Below are 19,122 nucleotides of genomic sequence, written 5' to 3' on the forward strand. Positions count from 1 at the left end.
CTAAAAAAACAGGAAATAGAGCTCCTGTTTTTTATATATGAAATGTATTTGCTTTATTCAATATTTCTTTTGCATCTATAGATAATAAAGAAAGTGTATCTTCTCCTTCCAATGTTACACAATCTTTAACAATATGAAATCCAAGCGCATAGCCAAGCATCTTTGGATAAGAGTGAAATCCATTTAATAAGATGTCGTGCTCCCTTGTTCCTCGTTTTATACTTATTCTTTCATGTACAACATTTTTCCAATAATAAATAGCCTCTTCTTTTGAAAGATACATCGTCCACGGTGCATTGTTTTTTTCTGAATATCTTTCCGTTACCGCTTGCTCAGCTAGCCCTTCCATAATCATCGTATCAAGTAATGTATATTCTGTTTCTTTCGTCTCAATTTGATGTAACCTGCATATGTGATGATATTCATGCGCCAATAACACCTTTAATTCTTCCACCGAATTCCGTCCACATACGAATAAGAAAATAACGTGACGCATAGATAATCCAGCCCTACCGTTATACTCTTCTTGTACAGTTCGATTATAGGAATCTGATAATAAAATAAAGACAGGGACATCTGGACCGTTTAACCAGGTTTTCAGTTTCTCATACTCCGTACGTAACTCTTTCCAAACTTCCTTTTTCTCTAACTCTTTAACTTCTTGTTCTCCTCGTATAACTGGGCGGTACATACCTTTAGAAATTAAAAAGCGATACAACCTTTCTTTTGGCAACGGGATATACTTCGTAAACTTTTCACACAGCTTTTCTGGTCGTCCATAATATAGATGTAACCACTCAGCAGTTTCAATAATCCCCATCTTTATCCCTCCTTTTTCTTATGTATATGCAAAAGGAGAAAAAGGCGTAAAAATAAATAAGGAGTTTTTTCGTAATATGCTACGAAAAAACTCCTTATTTCATCTATTATTTATACGATTTAAATACTAATACTGCGTTATGACCACCGAATCCTAGTGAGTTACTTAATACTGCATTTACTTCTTGTTGTCTCGCTTTATTTGGTACGTAATCTAAGTCACATTCTGGATCTGGTGTTTCATAGTTAATTGTTGGAGGGATTACTCCGTCTGTAATTGATTTAATTGAGAAGATCGCTTCAACAGCACCAGCTGCTCCTAATAAGTGACCTGTCATTGATTTCGTTGAGCTAATTGCTACTTTGTACGCATGCTCACCGAACGTTTCTTTAATTGCCATCGTTTCATACTTTTCATTCGCATCCGTACTTGTACCGTGCGCATTAATGTAATCAATATCTTCTGGCTGTAGACCTGCATCTGCTAAAGCTTGACGCATTGCACGCACGCCGCCTTCACCACCAGGAGCCGGCATTGTAATATGGAATGCATCACCAGTTGCACCGTAACCAGCGATTTCCGCATAAATGTGAGCACCACGAGCTAATGCATGCTCTAATTCTTCAAGAATTAAAATACCTGAACCTTCACCCATTACGAAACCGCTACGGTTTTTATCAAATGGACGGCAAGCTGTTGCTGGATCTTCATTAAATGTTAATGCTTTCGCTGAACTAAATCCTGCAAATGCCATACTTGTTAACGGCGCTTCAGCTCCACCTGTTATCATTGCATCAGCATCACCACGCTGAATTGCTTTAAATGCATCACCAATTGAGTTTGCACCAGATGCACAAGCTGTTACAGAGCAAGTGTTAATTCCTTTTGCTCCTGTTGCGATCGATACTTGACCTGCTGCCATATCTGGAATCATCATCGGTACGAAGAATGGACTCACGCGGCGCGGACCTTTCTCAGTAAAAATCTTAAATTGTTCTTCGTATGTTTCCATACCGCCAATACCAGAACCAATCCATACACCAATTCGAGGTCCGTTTTCTTCTGTAATTTCAAGCTTTGCATCTGCAACTGCCATTTTCGCTGCTGCTACTGCATATTGTGTAAAGCGATCCATACGGCGCGCTTCTTTTTTATCAATATATTTCTCGACTTCAAAGTCGTTAATTTCTGCTGCTACTTTTGCTGGAAATAGTTCCGGATCAATTCTTGTAAGTCGTCCGATTCCAGATACACCCTTTTTAATGTTTTCCCACGCTGTTTCAACATCTGTTCCGATCGGTGTAACAGCTCCTAGTCCTGTAATTACGACCCTCTTTTTCTCCATACAAAATACACTCCTTTTTTTCTCTCAGTCCTTATTTACCCCAACGAAGAGCAACTGCTCCCCATGTTAATCCGCCACCGAAACCAACAAGTATAATTAAATCACCATCTTGAATACGTCCATTTTGCAATTCCTCTACCATTGCAATTGGAATTGAAGAAGCTGATGTATTACCAAACTTTTCAATTGTCATACTCATTTTTTCTTGTGGTAAATTTAATCTCTCTCTTGCAGATTCCATAATACGAATATTCGCTTGATGTGGTACTAAAAAATCCACATCCTCTTTCGTAAGTCCCGCTTTTTCTAACACGCGAAGACAGGAATCACCAAGTTGGCGAACAGCAAATTTAAAGACTTCTCTGCCGTTCATCATAACATACTCGTCTTGATAAAGATGCTTACCGCCACTTCCGTCTGCTCCTAATTCGAAAGATAGAACGCCTCTTCCTTCTGAAACAGCCCCCATTACGATAGCACCGGCTCCATCTCCAAATAGTACTGCTGTATTTCGATCATTCCAGTCTACAATTTTAGATAGTTTATCACTACCAACTACTAATACATTTTTATAAGTTCCCGTTTGAATAAATTGCTGCGCTGTAATCATTCCGTACATAAAACCAGCACACGCTGCACTTAAATCCATTGCGGCTGCGTGTTTTGCGCCAATGGCTTCTTGAATGACACAAGCTACTGCTGGGAATGCCCGATCTGGTGTTACTGTTGCCACTAAAATCAGATCGATATCCTCTCCGCTAATCCCGGCATCTTCAAGTGCTTTTTTAGAAGCCTCTACCGCCATATATGAAGTATCTATTGTATCATCGGCAATGCGTCTTTCTGCAATTCCCGTTCTCGTACGAATCCATTCATCAGATGTATCTACGATTTTCTCTAAATCGTGATTTGTGACTACTTTTTCTGGCACATATCTTCCGATTCCTAAAATGCCCACGTTCACATCGCAGCCCTCCGTTTTATATCAATTATTATGACTTGGTACTAATTTTAAAACATAAATGTATTTTTGTCTAGAATATATTTCAGCTCAAACATAAATCCAGCATTATTCACTTTATTGTTTATTAAAAGAAACAGAAACATACCTTTCCTGTTTCTTTTGAAATATAAAAAGGCCCGAACCGCTTCTATCCGCGGTTCGAGCCTCTCTTCCCTTCCAAAAAAGAAGGTTTTATTCTTTATCTGCTTTCCCAAGCTCATATGCTTCGTTCATAACTTTCATCAATAACTCTAATACTGGTTGTGCTTTCTCCATATCAAGCGCAATTCCATTATCATCTAAAATGGCCTTTGCTTCTGGTAAATGCTTCATTGCGATTTGTAAAAATTGCATGCTTTTCTCATTCATATTATGTTCTTCCTCTCCATTAAAACTTTCACATACATAGTGTAACACGCTCGCTATCCTTCGTATAACTCTTTATATTTTTTCATATGTGCCAATTGTTTATTTAAACCGTATTCTAACGGAGTATTTCTTTTTATCGAAATAACCTCGACAGTATCATCTCTTTCTTCCTCGCTCTTTTTATGCACTTTATCCGCTGCACGTAAAAGGTTCATACCTTTTTTCCATAATGACTTTTTACCACTAAGTAAATTGTATATGCCGAGATGCTCCTCGTTCATTCCATTTTCCCATAAGTATTCACATACATCTTCCACGTACAATAGATCACTTCCATTTTCCTCACTCGCATAATAGCACTCTTTCTCATCCAGTTCTGATAAAATGAGCTGATGATACATCATAAAAGATGGTTGCCATGGCCCATATAATGTAGGAACTCGAAATACACTATATGGTGCCTCTCCTTTTTTCAATCCTTCTTCCACTTTCGAAAATAAACGTTTACTTTCAGATTCATCTGCGTTTCCTACTTCAATAGAAGAAATTAGATTTAACTTTACTTTCTGTTCTGCACACAGTCTTATAATCCGCTTTAAATACTGTAATATAACTCTTTCATTCCGAAAGCCACTTTGTTGATTTGGCTCATACAAGCAAAAGTAAACCGTATCGAACTTCTCTCCTTCTACTGATCTCCATCCATCTTCATCTCTTATCGAATAATACGTAAATAACGCATTTCGTCCAATCAACAATAACTTCTCTTCATTAATTTTTGTCATGTTCTCGAATTCATCAAAATCAAGACCGTACACTTCTACTTCTTCTGCAATCATTTTATTCACAAGGTGATAACCTACAAACGTAAGTGCACCAATAATTAGCACGCGCTCCATACCACCAACCCTTTCTCCTTGAAACAAATAGCTCCTCATTTATGTATATGGGAGCTTCACAATTCTTCTTCATATTTTTTAAAGAAATCAGTCGTTTGCCTAACCATTTTATATTTCACATCTTGCAGATGGAATAAGACAGAAGTATCGCATTGATTGAATTGCCTCATTTTCTCATATTTACGTAACAACTGTTTTCTTCCTCTTTTTTCTTGTGTTGATACGAAAACTTTAACAGGTACACAAGACGGAAGAAGCGTAAATGATTTCTTATTTATTTTAGATTCTAATTCTTCTTCTTTGGAATCATACGCCAAACTTAACTCCTTCACTAATCTTTTGTAAAAAAACTTATGCTCTTTTTCAAACTCCACATATTCTGGTAAATCTAAACACGGATTTAACATAATGACAGAGCGTATACATTCAGGGTATTTGTTCATCATTTCAAGTGCTACAAGTGCACCCATACCATCTGCCATAATGTGCATTTTCGCATTTAATGTCTCTTTTCTCAAAACAACGTCATATAAGCGTTTTGCTAGACGAATAGATTGGTCGTTTCCCCAATGTCTTCCATATAAATTAGAGGAAAAGACCGTATAGCCTTCCGCAATAAGGCCATGTAAAAAATAAGACCTTCCTGCATGCTGTGTCCATAAACTTGTACCATTCTCAATAAAGTAGTTGTAATCACCGAGAAGCATAACAGAAAACCCATTTGGCTTCTCCGGTAAATAAATGACACATGGTTCTTTTTCTAAATAAAAAAAACGTTCCGTAATACTCATTTTTCCCCCGCCTTATTTTCTAAACGTATAAAAGTACTCTTCTATAATGTATGAACGGAATGCAAATTTGCGTTGAAAAATCTACAAATATTTTTCTATATTCTTTTTTCAATTGTGTTACAATAAGGACAGATTGAACGAATAGAGGTGTAAAATATGCGTTTCATTTGGGCATTAATTTGGTCGTTCGCGCTTGTACATATGATGAGCTACGTAATCGGCTCTATGACTGGCGGTACATACGATTTTAACCAAGCGTCTATTTTCTCAGTTGTTCTTGCGGTATTAGTACTAGCAATTTCAGCTACAATTCCAAACGAGCCAGTAGAACAACACTAAAAAAAGAGTCCGGATTTTATCCGAACTCTTTTTTATTTTACTTTACATGAACGACTAATTCGTTATTTTCTACATCAACAACTACGTGACTGTTATCAGTAATCGTTCCTGCAATTAATTCTCGTGCTAATTTCGTCTCAACTTGACGCTGTACATATCGTTTTAATGGACGAGCTCCGTACATCGGATCAAAGCCAGCTTCTACAACAAACTCTCTCGCTGCGTCTGTTAATTCTACCGTAATATGACGGTCAGCTAAACGACCTTGTAATTCTTTTACAATTTTATCAACAATACCTTTAATTTCATTCGTTGTAAGAGGTTTGAATAAAATAATTTCATCGACACGGTTTAAAAACTCTGGTCGGAAATGTCCTCTTAATTGCCCCATTACAAGTTCTCTTGATTCCTCTTTAATGGAGCCATCTGCTTCTAATCCATCTAACAAATGAGCAGATCCTATATTTGAAGTCATAATAATAACCGTGTTTTTAAAGTCTACTGTACGTCCTTGAGAATCTGTAATGCGTCCATCATCTAACATTTGTAATAAAATGTTGAATACTTCTGGATGTGCTTTTTCGATTTCATCTAACAAAATAACTGAATACGGTTTACGTCTTACCGCTTCTGTTAATTGACCGCCCTCTTCATATCCAACATATCCAGGAGGCGCACCAATTAAGCGTGACACAGCGTGTTTCTCCATATACTCAGACATGTCGATACGAATCATTTGCTCTTCACTGTCAAATAACGTTTGTGCTAATGTTTTTGCAAGCTCAGTTTTACCAACACCTGTCGGTCCTAAGAAAATAAATGAACCAATTGGACGATTCGGATCTTTAATACCAGCGCGCGCACGAAGAACTGCGTCTGATACAAGGCTTACCGCTTCTTCTTGACCGATAACACGCTCTGATAAAATTTGCTCTAAGCGTAGTAATTTCTCGCGTTCCCCTTCAACGAGTTTTGCGACAGGAATACCAGTCCAGCGTGAAACAATATCCGCAATCTCTTCTTCACTTACTTCCTCACGTAATAAACGATTTTCCTGTTTATTATGTGCGCCCATTTCTTCTACTTCTTTTAATTCTTTTTCGATAGCTGGAATTTTCCCGTGACGAAGTTCTGCTGCTTTATTTAAATCGTAATTTCCTTCTGCTTCTTCTAACTCACGGCGCAAGCGTTCTAAATGTTCACGTAAGTCACGCACTTTATGAATGTCTTCTTTTTCTTTCTCCCATTTCGCTCTCATACCACTTGCAACTTCTTTTAAATCCGATAATTCACGTTGCAACGTTTTCAGGCGTTCTTGGCTACCAAAGTCCTTCTCTTTTCCAAGAGCCGCTTCTTCAATTTCTAGCTGCATAATACGACGCGTTACTTCATCTAATTCTGTTGGCATAGAATCAATTTCTGTTCGAATCGTTGCGCACGCTTCGTCAACAAGATCGATCGCTTTATCTGGTAAGAAACGATCCGAAATATATCGATCTGATAAAACGGATGCTGCTACAATCGCGCGGTCATGAATATTTACACCGTGATAAATTTCAAAACGCTCTTTTAAACCACGTAAAATCGAAATTGTATCTTCAACAGTTGGTTCTTCTGCTAATACTTGTTGGAAACGTCTTTCTAGCGCTGGATCTTTCTCAATATATTTACGATACTCATCTAACGTTGTCGCCCCGATACAATGCAGTTCACCACGCGCAAGCATCGGTTTTAACATATTTCCTGCGTCCATCGCACCTTCTGTTTTACCAGCGCCGACGATTGTGTGAAGTTCATCAATGAATAATAAAATGCGTCCTTCGCTCTTTTTAATCTCATTTAATACAGCTTGCAGACGCTCTTCAAACTCACCACGGAATTTCGCTCCAGCTACAAGCGCACTCATATCTAATGCGAAGATTGTTCTATCTTTTAATCCTTCTGGTACATCCTTCTTCACAATACGCTGTGCTAATCCTTCAACGATTGCTGTTTTACCAACACCGGGTTCACCAATTAAAACCGGGTTGTTTTTCGTTTTACGTGAAAGAATACGGATTACACGTCGAATCTCACTATCTCGACCGATAACAGGATCAATTTTCCCTGCTCTCACTTCCGCCACTAAATCACGACCATATTTTTCTAACGCTTCATAAGTTGCTTCTGGATTTTGACTAGTCACTCTTTGATTCCCCCGAACTGTCATTAAAGACTGTAATAAGTTATCTTTCGTAATATGAAATCTTGTAAGTAATTGATTTATATCGCCTTTTTCTTCAGAAAAAGCAAGCAGTACATGTTCAACTGAAATGTAGTCATCCTGCAATTTCTCTGCTTCTTTTCCTGCTCTTACAAGTAGTTGTTGCAGAGCACCTGTTATATATAATTTCCCTGCTTCTGCACCGCTTCCCGTTACAGAAGGTTTTTTCTTAATTAAACTTTCAGCGCCTTTCTTTAACGCTTCTATATCGACATTCATTTTTTGAAAAATACGTACCGCTAACCCATCTTGCTCTTCTAATAATGTAAACAAGAGATGAACAGTATCTACTTCTTGATGATGATGAGATACCGCTAAAGATTGAGCACTCATAATCGCCTCTTGTGTTTTTGTTGTCATTTGATTTAAGTCCATCTTTACAGTCCTCCAAATGTTTGACTTTCTTTGACCTTTGATTTGATTATACGCCAACTGACTTTTTTATACAATAATTTTGCTTATGTATTTTCAAACTTATTATTGGAAAAAGAAAAAAGGAACATTCATTATACAGTTGAAAAATATACGGTAAATGAAATTATAATTTGTAACGACAAAAAAGCCGCAATAATGATTGCGGCTTCTGTTACGGTTTTCTTTTATATGTCCACTGACGGTTATGATTCGCGTTATCTGGAAACTTTTCACCAGCAGTTAATTTCACCATTTGCGGATCTTTTACCATACTTCCTGTTTCACCAATTTCTACGTAAATACCATCGTTTGGCGCTTTTTGTCCAGAACGAAACCTGCGATTTTGTCCCATTTCCATTCTCCTTCCATGACGTCTTTGCCTCATTAGTATATCCATTTTAAAAGAAAGCTTTTCTGTCATGTTTAGGAAACAAGTACTACATTTCGTTCTTGTACATATACATGAATGACACAAGCTTAGGAAGGGATTTCTTTCCTATTTGTAGAAAAAAAGAAACCAACCTACTATAGGCCAGCTTCAAAGGAGAGTCAAACATATACGAGAAGATTACATGTTCATTATAAGCCTCATCATACGAGCAATGTAACCCTTTTCACAATTTGTACATAATGAAAGAAACATTGTTTGAACTTTCTAAAAAGATGTTGACTTTCCCTAATTTCCAGCGAGAAATAGTAGACACCGTAGCACTTTGCGACGTAAGATGGATATATAGTGAACTTTCCATCTTTGGTGTTCTCACCCAGTTTAACCTCTTATTTCTGCATATTAAAAACGGAAATACAGATAGAAACAAAAAAATTATTATAAGAGGTGAAATTATGAATAAACAGCATTTAATCGCATTAGACTTAGACGGCACTTTATTGACAGACAACAAAATAATTTCCACTCGAACGAAACATACAATTGCAAAAGCAAAGGAACAAGGACATATTGTCGTTATTTCAACAGGGCGTCCATTCCGTGCTAGTTTTGATTACTATAAAGAACTTGGTCTGAATACACCAATCGTAAACTTTAACGGCGCTTACGTACATCATCCTCTTGATTCAAAGTGGGGAACACATCACTCTCCCCTTGAGCTAGCAACAGCCCAAGAAATTGTCCGAGCTTGCTTTGATTTTGGCGTGAAAAATATATACGCTGAAGTAATAGATGATGTGTATGTTCGTGAAATTGATGAAGATAAAAAACATATTTTCGAATTCGGTTCTCCAAAGATTTTTACAGGAGACTTATTAAATACTTTAAACGATCATCCAACTTGCTTATTAATTGACGCACATGATGAGCATTCTAGTGCAATTCGTCAACATTTAACTGATATGCACGCTGAAGTAATCGACCATAGAAAATGGGGCGCACCTTGGCCAATTATTGAAATTGTGAAAAGCGGGTTAAATAAAGCTGTCGGATTACAAAAAATTTCTAGTCATTACAACATTCCACAAGAACGAATTATCGCTTTCGGTGATGAAGATAACGATTTTGAAATGATTGAATTTGCTGGTCATGGCATCGCAATGGGTAATGCAATTCCTGAATTAAAATCACTCGCAAATCATACGACATTAACGAATGAAGAAGATGGTATTGCGCTATATTTAGAAGAGGTTCTTGGATTATAATCTAAAAATTCCCTGCTTATAGTTTCTCGCCAAACGCTCATACTATTATTAGACGCAAAAGTCAGCGCGTCGATTGTTTTCAGCTAAATAAAGGGGGTTTTTCGAATGGGTAAAAAGAACAAATCAAAACGTTTTATCCAACAAGGAGCCGATGCTGTTATGAAGCATGATGCAAGATTCCCGTACAGAGGTACATTAGCTGAGGCAGAAAAAGCGAGAAGTAACTCTTCTTTTGGAGGGGTTTAAATGGGGAACTTACTATTCCAACAAGCTAGAGATGCCGTTGCAAATGCCGTATCTTGTTCAAGCGGTACTGAGCAACAAGATCTCGTATATAGGGCAAAAAATGCTTTGCACTCTGCTTATGCAAACTCTTCAACAGCTGAAAAAGTTCAGCTACGCGAAATGCAAGAGCAGTTGCAAAACATTACGAATTTACATTAAAAAAGAGGACCAGCTTTGGTCCTCTTTAATCTTTTCGAAATAATCCAAACACCCCGACCGTTTGCAGTACGTTTGTAAATGCACCTGGGTCCACTTGTTTAATAACCCTCTCTAATTCATACAGTTCATAACGAGTAATAACAATCATTAACATTTCCTTATTTTCATTTGTATAAGCACCTGTTGCTGGGATAGTTGTAATCCCCCTCACTAAGCGTGAATGAATCGCCTTTCGTACATCTGTCCCATTCTTCGTAACGATTAATGCTGTAATCTTCACATGCCGCGTATGAATCGCATCGATAATTCGAGTTGAAACATACAAAGTCACCAAAGTATATAATGCTTTTTCCCATCCATACACATAGCCAGCGGCGATAATGATCAGTGCATTAAAGAAGAAAAAGTACGTACCGACAGGCTTGTCTTTAATCTTTGATAAAATCATGGCGATAATATCTAAACCACCTGTAGAAGCCCCCCACTTCAACGCAATTCCTACTCCAATCGCTGAAATAATCCCGCCAAAAATCGCATTCAATATGATATCGTTCGAAACCGCCCTAACCGGGATAATTTCTAGAAACAAAGTCATAAATATAACGCAAAGAAAACTAAAGAAAGTAAAGGCCTTTCCAACCTTTTTCCACGCTAAAATAACGACGGGAATATTAAACAAACTAAACAACACCCCCGTTGATATGTGAATAGATAAAAAGTCACCTAATATTTGTGATAACAATTGAGATAATCCCGCAAAGCCACTCGCGTACACTTTCGCTGGCGTTAAAAATAAATTCATTCCAATCGCGTTTAACAAACCAGCGACGATTACAACGATTAACTTCTTTATAAGTTCGGTATAATTCAACTTCAAATCCATTTCTAATCCACCTTTATTATTCATGAATGCACTGCTATACATAGTCTTTACGAAAAAGGAAATGATAAACGTACAACGTTTAGAAATGGAGTTGATACATATGCCACATACGAGTGATAACGACAAAAAGGCACGCGATAATAACGCAAAGCGTACGCAAAAAAATGAGCAAGAACAAAAAAATATTCAGCAAGGGAAACGTGCCTATTCTAAAAAGACCGATCACCTTTGATTCCATCGTACATCAACAGTATTGTTGATGTACTTTTTTTTACATTTCACAGGAAAAAACATTAAAAATTCACTTCATGTTCACTTCTATATTCTACAATAGCGATAACATATTCGGATGAGGTGTTGGCATGAGAGGGAAACACATTTTCATTATTACTGCACTAATAAGTATATTAATGCTAGCTGCTTGCGGACAAAAAAATAGCTCAGCTACAGTCGCTACGGCAACAGACTCAACCATTACGAAGAGCGACTTCGAAAAACAGTTGAAAGATCGTTACGGAAAAGACATGCTATACGAAATGATGGCACAAGACGTTATCACGAAAAAATATAAAGTATCTGACGATGATGTAGATAAAGAAGTACAAAAAGCGAAAAATCAATACGGGGATCAATTCACAGCAGTACTAGAAAACAATCGTTTAAAAGATGAAGCTGATTTCAAAAATCAAATTAAGTTCAAACTTGCTATGAATGAAGCGATTAAGAAAAGTGTTACAGAAAAAGACGTGAAAGATCACTATAAACCAGAAATTAAAGCGAGTCACATTTTAGTAAGTGACGAAAATGAAGCGAAAGAAATAAAGAAAAAATTAGATGCTGGTGCTTCATTTGAAGAACTAGCAAAACAAGAATCGCAAGATCTACTATCAAAAGAAAAAGACGGAGACCTTGGATACTTCAATTCAGGCAGAATGGCGCCTGAATTTGAAACAGCGGCCTATAAACTAAAAGTCGGACAAATTAGCAATCCCGTTAAATCAACAAACGGTTATCATATTATTAAATTAACTGATAAAAAAGAGTTAAAGCCCTATGATGAAGTGAAAGACTCTATTCGTAAAAACTTAGAAGAAGAACGTATTGCCGATCCTACATTTAGTCACAAATTACTACAAAAAGAATTAAAAAAGGCAAATATTAAAATAAATGATAGTGACTTGAAAGATACGTTTACTCTTGCGCATGAGCAAGAGAATTAAAAAAGCACCGCCTTATTTTTACAGCAAAATAAGGCGGTGCTTTTTATTTAATTTACTTCTTAAAATACGTCCAACCTTCTTCTTGATAAATCTTTTCTTCTTTCATCAACTTACCAAGCGCGCGCTTAAATGCAGCTTTACTCATGTTGAAGCGTTCTTTAATGTCTTCTGGGTGGCTCTTATCCCAAAACGGCATTGCTCCGCCTCGTTCTTCCATATATGCATAAATTACAGCAGCATCATCTTCCATTCCTTCTTCTTTACGAGGAAGAAGTGAAATGTTAATTGTACCGTCATCTTTCACGTCAATAATACGGCCCGTTACACGTTCACCGATGCGGACTTGTTCTTTTCTTTCAGTATGGTGTAAGAAAGCACGGAAATGCTCATCAGTTAGTATGAATGAACCAACTTGAAGTGAACGATACACACGTCCATTTACGTTTTTATTACGCATAGATGGTGTCGCATCTACGATAATCTCTTGCATATCACTGTCTCTTGCCGGAAGAGCGATAAGTCGATCACGATTCGTTAATTTTAACGTGCAATATAATTCGTCTCCAACTTCAGGCCATACTGGCATATAAATTGGGAACTCGTCAGCTGGGATTAGTATATCTTTTGATACACCAATATCAACAAACACACCTAAACTAGGGATAACTTCTACAACTTTTACCCAGTTCCAATCAAAAGTTGTAATAAGTGGCTCCTTCATTGTTGCTGAAACACGATTTTGATGATCAAGGTATAAGAATACATCAATCGTATCGCCTTCTTCAATTTCCCCAACTAATTCGTTTTTATGTAGGAAAATTTCTTCTTCTTCATTCCCAACCATATATCCGATTTCCGTTTCGCGTAAAACAGTTACCTGTTCAATCGCTCCTAATTGTAAATACATATTTTTTAATTCCCTTCTATATATATAAAATTAACTTTTTATATTTTTATCATTCCAAACAAAAGTTAATTATAACACGATTTTTCCTTTATTTGTCCAACTGCCCAAAATTCACTATAATAAAATGAGGTTACATAAATATAAGTATGAAAACACTTAAGTCCAGACTCGTTTTCAGCTATACTTTAGTATGTACAGTACATAAAAAGATTAGAAATTTATTTGGAGGTGCTAACTATGGCAAAAGAGAGTTCTTTTGACATCGTTTCGAAAGTAGAATTACCTGAAGTAACAAACGCAATTAACATCGCATTAAAGGAAATCCAAAACCGATATGACTTTAAAGGAAGTAAAAGTGATATTAAATTAGAAAAAGAAGTACTAGTTTTAACTTCTGACGATGAGTTCAAATTAGACCAAGTAAAAGACGTTCTAATTGCTAAACTTGTAAAACGTAACGTTCCAATTAAAAACTTGGATTACGGAAAAGTTGAAGCAGCGACTGGTAACACTGTTCGCCAACGCGCAACACTTCAACAAGGTATCGATAAAGATAACGCGAAAAAAATTAACAACATCATTAAAGAAATGAAATTAAAAGTAAAAACACAAGTACAAGATGACCAAGTACGTGTTACAGCGAAAAGCCGTGATGACTTACAAGCAGTTATCGCAGCAGTTCGCAGCGCTGACTTACCGATTGACGTACAATTTATTAACTACCGCTAAAAAGAAAAACTCCTCTAATTAGAGGAGTTTTTCTTTTTGTCATATAGGAACAATATGACAAGGACAAGAGGGTATTTGCGGTGAAAATTACTGAGCGAACAGAGTCTATTCATACGAATACCTTACAGGTGACCGCGTAGTTAGACTAGGTCTCATTGTAGAATTTTTTTATAAATGGAATTGAGCATGCCCTTTTAAAAATAAGGAAAAGACTTCTTAGGACGTTTCCCTTCAACTTGAATCACTTTCCTTATCAATTGAATCCCAAACCAAAGTCACCACAACTACCTCCATAAACCAAAATCTCTCTCCCTAATCAAGCGTAACAATTTATGAGTATAAGAATATTTTCCACCCTTCAATGTAATGTAAAATTAATAAGGGATCTTATTTTGTGAAAAAAAGTTAATTATAAAAGAGTTAGAAGTGGTTATTTGAAGAAATTAATAATATGTTTTTTATTGGCTATATTCTCTCTAAATATTAAAGGATGTTCTAATAATATGACTACACTAAAGGATAAATCTAATTGCATTCACAAAGCTTGGTACAAAAAACCTATGTTATGTAATAATTTAAAGAAGCACTAAATAGTTGATGATAAAGGTCATAAAAAAACACTTTAAGTTGCCTTCCTCTTACTTGAACCATCTTAATTGTAATATGGAAGGAAAAGAAGTATAAGGTGTTAATAAGGATGCAGATTTCAAAATAAAAAGTACGTTAAGTAAACTTTCATTCAAAAATTCATATTAAGTAATAATATTTTAGAATCAAGTTTATAAAAAATATTAAGAGGTTTATAAGTGTAAAACCTACGGGAACTTTTCCTGTGGGTTTTATTGTACTATAAGTATTTATTTAGCAATTATGTTTTTCGAAATATTCTTCTTTAATTATTTGTAATTTTTTTTCGTTTTTTGTTAATTCAAATATAAATAACGCTTTTTTCATGTTATTAGCAACTTTTTCTTTATTAGATTGTTTAAGCTTTAATAAATTCGAACCTTTTTCATAGTATAGTTCACCCAATAAGTATAAAGTATTTAGATTAATAGCTAATTTGATACCCTTATCAATGTATTTTTTTGCTTCTTCGTATTGATATGTGTAACTTAAACATTTTGCTAAATTATAAATGATTTTTAATTTAATTTCTTTATCTCTAGGAAAATCTAGCTTATTAAAATTATTTAAACATCTTTTTAATATATTAATACTCTCTTTATATTCTTTATTTTCTGCATGAAATATAGCCATTGTCTGCATAATATCTATTTCTCTCTCTGTTAAAAAATCAATATTCGTTACAGTTATTTTTAATGCATTATTTAAAAGAGTTAAAGCCGTTTTTATTGAGTTATTCACACGATATATAGCAATTGCTTCATGCCATATTAGAAATTGTTTATCTTCTTTTATTCGAAAATTATTTAAGTTTTTTTCTTTTGTTACTATTTCATAAAGCTCTTTATATTGATGTTGTCTTATGCAATCCTTCATTACGCATTTTACATTTTCTATATATTTAAATTTTTTGTTTTGAGTTAGTGCAAATATATTATTTGGATCAATACCAAGTCTTTCTGATAATTGATATAACAATATGCTAGATGGATAAATCACACCTTTTTCGATCTTGCTAATTTGACTTTGTGAACATATTCCATGACATAATTCGGATTGTGATATATTTTTTTTCATTCTAAGTTCTTTAATGGTAATACCCAAATCGTAAAATTCCATTTTTCCTCCTCAAATATAGCTCTCAATGAGTATCAGAATATTTTTCACCCTTTAATGTAATGTAAAATTAGTATAGTTGCAATTGTTGTTTGTTCTATAGGTCTTTTCACTTCTTTGCTCAGCTGCATTTCAAGGCGATAGCACTCCACACAAAAACAGGCTAGGGAGAAAGTTTTCTCCCTAGCCTGGGAATACCTCTCATTAGAGGCCTTTTCATACTCCTTAAAAGCAACGCCTTACCTTAAACTGAAGACGAGCTACTAAAGAACAACGCGACTCATTTCCGTCTCTTTTTAACCGCAAGTGAACTACCCACCACTTAATACCTCTTACGAGCTTACCCCGAGTGGGGGGCTTCTCGGTTCATCGCTACTTTTGATAGCTAACGAATTTGTCCTAGGACAGCCGAGCTAACTCCCTTGTTCCAAAGGTTATTTTGTTACTATTTATGCCAACACTAATAAGCGAATGGCTTCCTTTTTGATATTGATCGCTGCATTATAATCACGGCCAATTGTGAGTCCACACAAACACGCATACATGCGTTCACATAATGGCATTTCTTTTTTATTTCCACAATTACTACACATCTTTGTAGAAGGAAACCATTTATCTATTTTTACAAGCTGTTTCCCTTGTTCTTGTAGCTTATATGCTAAAAATGTCGTGAACATCCTCCAACCGTTGTCCGCTACACTCTTACCAAATCTAAATGCTCGTGACATTCCTTTCATATGTAAGTCTTCGATTGCTACAACGTCAAAACTCGTAGCTAATTCTTTAGACTTATGATGAAGAAAATTTTTACGTTGATTGGCGACCTTTTCATGCAATTTCGCTACATGAATGCGTTGTTTCTTCCAGCGCTCTGAACCTTTCACACGTCTTGCTAATACTCGTTGTGCCTTCGCTAATTTCTCTAACATCTGACGATAAAAGCGAGGATAATTGGCTTTCTCATCTTCGCTACTCACATACAATTCAGCCATTGCGAAGTCTAATCCAACTACAGTTTGTACTTCTTTTTGTACAATCTCTTTTTCATATTCAGTCAAGATGGACACATAGTATTTACCAGTAGGTGTCATCGAAATCGTACACGATTTGATGATATGGTTTGGCGGGATTTCTCTATGTTGCTTCAGTTTCACCATTTTCAACTTTGGTAATTTGATATAACCATGAAATAACATAATATTTCCGTTTACTCGATTCGTTGTATAGGATTTTCTACTCTTTTTACTTTTGAATGTAGGAAAATCACTTTGACCACTAAAAAAATTCTTATACGCAGTTTGCAAGTTTAATTGCGCGTTGGCCAATGCCAATGAATCAACTTCTTTCAACCATTCATATTCTGTCTTATATTTTGCAGGAGTAGGGATTTTTTTTCTTTAGTTCTTCCTTGTCCTCTTTATATTTTTCATATACTTCTATTCGTTCAGCCAGCATTTTGTTATACACAAAACGTACACACCCGAATGTTTTTCGTATGAGATGTGCTTGTTCTTCTGTTGGGTACAGACGAAATTTATACGCCTTATTCTGCTTTGGCATATCCATTCACCTCATTTTCCGCTTCATTTTCCATAAGCTATGACGGTGATCACACAACCTGAACACTACAAGATTATTATCTACTTTCATTGTTATACCAAAATTCCCCTCTTATAAGACTGATTATATCAGAGGCAAAATAAATAGGAAAACCAAATGTTTGGCTACGCCAAACCGAAATTCATCTCCCACCTGCCGCTAGACTATCGTCTTTCACGCGCCTGAGGAAGGAGACTTCTTTCGGATATATGTTAAAAACGCAATAAACAATACGTTCACACCGACGATTAAAGAGATAAATAACCAATTCACACCTGTTTCTCCATTAACTTTATACACATTTGATTCTTCGCGCTTTAGAACGAGATAAAACTTTCCTTTTTCTTCTCTTATAATTTCATCTTCTAACAATCCTTTTAACTCTTGTTTTTCACCAATCACACTTACAGGTAAAGCAACTTTTTGTGTTTCTTTCGTATTATTAATCGCTACTACTGTCACTTCATCTTTATACTTTCGTTTTAGTACACTCATTCCATCTTTATCATACAAAAGCTCAAACGTACCGCGTCGTAAAGACGGTCTCGTTTGTCTCAGTTCACCGAGTTTCGTTATGTGTTGCATAAATTTCTCATCTGATTTGAAATCCATTAATCGTCTATTATCCGGTGTATCTCCTCCATCTAATGCAATTTCAGTCCCGTAATAAAAATTCGGAATGCCTGGTGCTGTTAATAAATATGTAAGAGCTAGTTTCAAACGAGATGGCGGATAATTCATATTCTCTTTTGCAATACGGGCAAACCTTTTTGTATCTTGATTATCTAAAAATGTAACGGATTCCCCTTCTTTTTTACTCACATCATATAAAGGTTTCACCGATACATCCACTTTAGAAAAAGATTCTACTATTTTTTCGTTATATTCACTATCTTCCTCTGTCATAATACGAAAATCTTTCTTTATCGCTTGCATATCTTTTTGCACGTCATCCCAGAAAGAACGCGACATTTTTTCACTATGCATCACATAGCTTCCATCTAAATCAACTTCTTTGATCCACCATTTCATCGCGTCAATGACTTGTTGTTCGTTTTCTCCAAGCGGAAATTGAAGTACAACTTTTATTCCTTTTGCGTGCGCTTCTTGTACAAATTCTTTCACATCATTTTCTGTTCCAAAATGTTCATTTACCTTTTGAAAATTGTGCACGTCTAACCCATCGTACTTTCCACTTTCAAAAAGTGGAGAAAGCATAACAGCGGTAAAGCCCATTTCTTTTATGTAATCCAGTCTTTTTATAGTCCCTCTTATATCTCCGCCCTGATATCCTTCTAAATTACCAACTTCTAACTGCTTGTCATTTTTCGGTTCTCCATTATTAAAGCGATCAATCATAATGGAATATATAACTTCGTCTCTCCACTCTCTTTTTTCGTCTGCAAACGTATGTATTGGTACAAATAAGACGACAGCTAAACAAAAACAAATGAATAGTTTCCTAGTCCGTATTTTTCCCACACGCATCCCCCATGTTTTTTAATTGTAAGAATATTATACCAATTTTCCGAACAAATCGCATATGTTGATTTCTTTCTCCTCAAAATACTTCATGTTAGATTTCCTAACATGAAGTATAAATTTTTCTGAATTTTTAGTTGATTTTTCATTTCATTTCGAATATGATATGAAACATAACAAGTTGATGTTATTATTTCTAACATTATAGGAGGAGAGAGA

At 35.7% G+C, this 19,122-nt stretch carries 19 protein-coding genes and 1 pseudogene; 7 read left to right on the forward strand and 13 right to left on the reverse strand.

Going from position 1 to position 19,122, the window contains the following annotated elements:
* Window positions 1-31: 31 nt before the first annotated feature.
* The 6 genes from ILS93_RS14640 to ILS93_RS14665 form a co-directional block, all read right to left on the reverse strand.
* Window positions 32-820, reverse strand: coding sequence for a DUF2268 domain-containing putative Zn-dependent protease (locus tag ILS93_RS14640; protein ID WP_064476818.1), 789 nt, complete (start codon window positions 818-820; stop codon window positions 32-34).
* A gap of 106 nt (window positions 821-926) precedes the next feature.
* Window positions 927-2,165 (reverse strand): beta-ketoacyl-ACP synthase II, encoded by a 1,239-nt coding sequence (gene fabF, locus ILS93_RS14645; protein WP_000412643.1) that lies wholly within the window; start codon window positions 2,163-2,165, stop codon window positions 927-929.
* A gap of 31 nt (window positions 2,166-2,196) precedes the next feature.
* Window positions 2,197-3,129, reverse strand: a complete 933-nt coding sequence (gene fabH / locus ILS93_RS14650; protein ID WP_001100551.1) for a beta-ketoacyl-ACP synthase III — start codon at window positions 3,127-3,129, stop codon at window positions 2,197-2,199.
* Between the two features lie 231 nt (window positions 3,130-3,360).
* Window positions 3,361-3,537 carry a ComZ family protein gene (locus ILS93_RS14655; protein ID WP_001986215.1) on the reverse strand — a complete coding sequence of 59 codons (177 nt, stop codon included), beginning with the start codon at window positions 3,535-3,537 and terminating at the stop codon, window positions 3,361-3,363.
* 53 nt (window positions 3,538-3,590) lie between these two features.
* Entirely contained in the window at window positions 3,591-4,463 is an 873-nt protein-coding gene (locus ILS93_RS14660; protein ID WP_141556093.1) for an NAD-dependent epimerase/dehydratase family protein, read from the reverse strand.
* Window positions 4,464-4,492: 29 nt separating this feature from the next.
* Window positions 4,493-5,227: a lipase family protein gene (locus ILS93_RS14665; RefSeq protein ID WP_064476820.1), complete on the reverse strand. Its 735-nt coding sequence runs from the start codon at window positions 5,225-5,227 to the stop codon at window positions 4,493-4,495.
* A 156-nt stretch (window positions 5,228-5,383) separates the two neighbouring features.
* Here ILS93_RS14665 and ILS93_RS14670 point away from each other — a divergent pair, with 156 nt between their 5' ends.
* Window positions 5,384-5,566 (forward strand): YjzD family protein, encoded by a 183-nt coding sequence (locus ILS93_RS14670; RefSeq protein ID WP_001211113.1) that lies wholly within the window; start codon window positions 5,384-5,386, stop codon window positions 5,564-5,566.
* A 37-nt stretch (window positions 5,567-5,603) separates the two neighbouring features.
* On the opposite strand, the gene clpB is transcribed toward ILS93_RS14670, so the two are convergent.
* Together clpB and ILS93_RS14680 are read right to left on the reverse strand one after the other, a co-directional pair.
* Entirely contained in the window at window positions 5,604-8,204 is a 2,601-nt protein-coding gene (gene clpB, locus ILS93_RS14675) for an ATP-dependent chaperone ClpB (protein ID WP_222660766.1), read from the reverse strand.
* Window positions 8,205-8,415: 211 nt separating this feature from the next.
* Complete coding sequence (locus ILS93_RS14680) at window positions 8,416-8,595, reverse strand: YjzC family protein (protein ID WP_000531420.1); 180 nt, start codon at window positions 8,593-8,595, stop codon at window positions 8,416-8,418.
* Between the two features lie 491 nt (window positions 8,596-9,086).
* Here ILS93_RS14680 and ILS93_RS14685 point away from each other — a divergent pair, with 491 nt between their 5' ends.
* The 3 genes from ILS93_RS14685 (at window position 9,087) to ILS93_RS14695 (ending at window position 10,340) form a co-directional block, all read left to right on the forward strand.
* Window positions 9,087-9,896: a Cof-type HAD-IIB family hydrolase gene (locus ILS93_RS14685; protein WP_222660768.1), complete on the forward strand. Its 810-nt coding sequence runs from the start codon at window positions 9,087-9,089 to the stop codon at window positions 9,894-9,896.
* Between the two features lie 105 nt (window positions 9,897-10,001).
* Entirely contained in the window at window positions 10,002-10,142 is a 141-nt protein-coding gene (locus ILS93_RS14690; RefSeq protein WP_000516816.1) for a hypothetical protein, read from the forward strand.
* The gene (locus ILS93_RS14695; RefSeq protein WP_000527398.1) at window positions 10,143-10,340 is read left to right on the forward strand and encodes a DUF3813 domain-containing protein; all 198 of its coding nucleotides are present in this window, start codon (window positions 10,143-10,145) and stop codon (window positions 10,338-10,340) included.
* 25 nt (window positions 10,341-10,365) lie between these two features.
* Here ILS93_RS14695 and ILS93_RS14700 read toward each other — a convergent pair whose 3' ends face one another.
* Window positions 10,366-11,223: a YitT family protein gene (locus tag ILS93_RS14700; RefSeq protein WP_064476823.1), complete on the reverse strand. Its 858-nt coding sequence runs from the start codon at window positions 11,221-11,223 to the stop codon at window positions 10,366-10,368.
* A 100-nt stretch (window positions 11,224-11,323) separates the two neighbouring features.
* On the opposite strand from ILS93_RS14700, the gene ILS93_RS14705 reads away from it, so the two are divergent.
* Together ILS93_RS14705 and prsA are read left to right on the forward strand one after the other, a co-directional pair.
* Window positions 11,324-11,455, forward strand: a complete 132-nt coding sequence (locus ILS93_RS14705; RefSeq protein ID WP_001120851.1) for a DUF3941 domain-containing protein — start codon at window positions 11,324-11,326, stop codon at window positions 11,453-11,455.
* A gap of 130 nt (window positions 11,456-11,585) precedes the next feature.
* A complete protein-coding gene (prsA, locus tag ILS93_RS14710) occupies window positions 11,586-12,443 on the forward strand; it encodes a peptidylprolyl isomerase PrsA (RefSeq protein ID WP_064476824.1) in 858 nt (285 codons plus the stop codon).
* Window positions 12,444-12,495: 52 nt separating this feature from the next.
* Here prsA and ILS93_RS14715 read toward each other — a convergent pair whose 3' ends face one another.
* Window positions 12,496-13,350, reverse strand: coding sequence for a CvfB family protein (locus ILS93_RS14715; protein ID WP_064476825.1), 855 nt, complete (start codon window positions 13,348-13,350; stop codon window positions 12,496-12,498).
* 237 nt (window positions 13,351-13,587) lie between these two features.
* On the opposite strand from ILS93_RS14715, the gene ILS93_RS14720 reads away from it, so the two are divergent.
* A complete protein-coding gene (locus ILS93_RS14720) occupies window positions 13,588-14,079 on the forward strand; it encodes a YajQ family cyclic di-GMP-binding protein (RefSeq protein WP_061678717.1) in 492 nt (163 codons plus the stop codon).
* Between the two features lie 861 nt (window positions 14,080-14,940).
* Here the strand turns inward: ILS93_RS14720 and ILS93_RS14725 are convergent.
* The 3 genes and pseudogenes from ILS93_RS14725 to ILS93_RS14735 form a co-directional block, all read right to left on the reverse strand.
* Window positions 14,941-15,825 (reverse strand): helix-turn-helix domain-containing protein, encoded by an 885-nt coding sequence (locus tag ILS93_RS14725; protein ID WP_088048320.1) that lies wholly within the window; start codon window positions 15,823-15,825, stop codon window positions 14,941-14,943.
* 446 nt (window positions 15,826-16,271) lie between these two features.
* Window positions 16,272-17,382: pseudogene (locus ILS93_RS14730) on the reverse strand (RNA-guided endonuclease TnpB family protein).
* A gap of 213 nt (window positions 17,383-17,595) precedes the next feature.
* Complete coding sequence (locus ILS93_RS14735) at window positions 17,596-18,909, reverse strand: alpha-amylase family glycosyl hydrolase (RefSeq protein ID WP_088047837.1); 1,314 nt, start codon at window positions 18,907-18,909, stop codon at window positions 17,596-17,598.
* Between the last annotated feature and the right edge of the window lie 213 nt (window positions 18,910-19,122).

Origin of the sequence: Bacillus sp. 16GRE42, assembly GCF_019837435.1 — a bacterium.
GTDB classification, from domain to species: Bacteria; Bacillota; Bacilli; order Bacillales; family Bacillaceae_G; genus Bacillus_A; species Bacillus_A wiedmannii.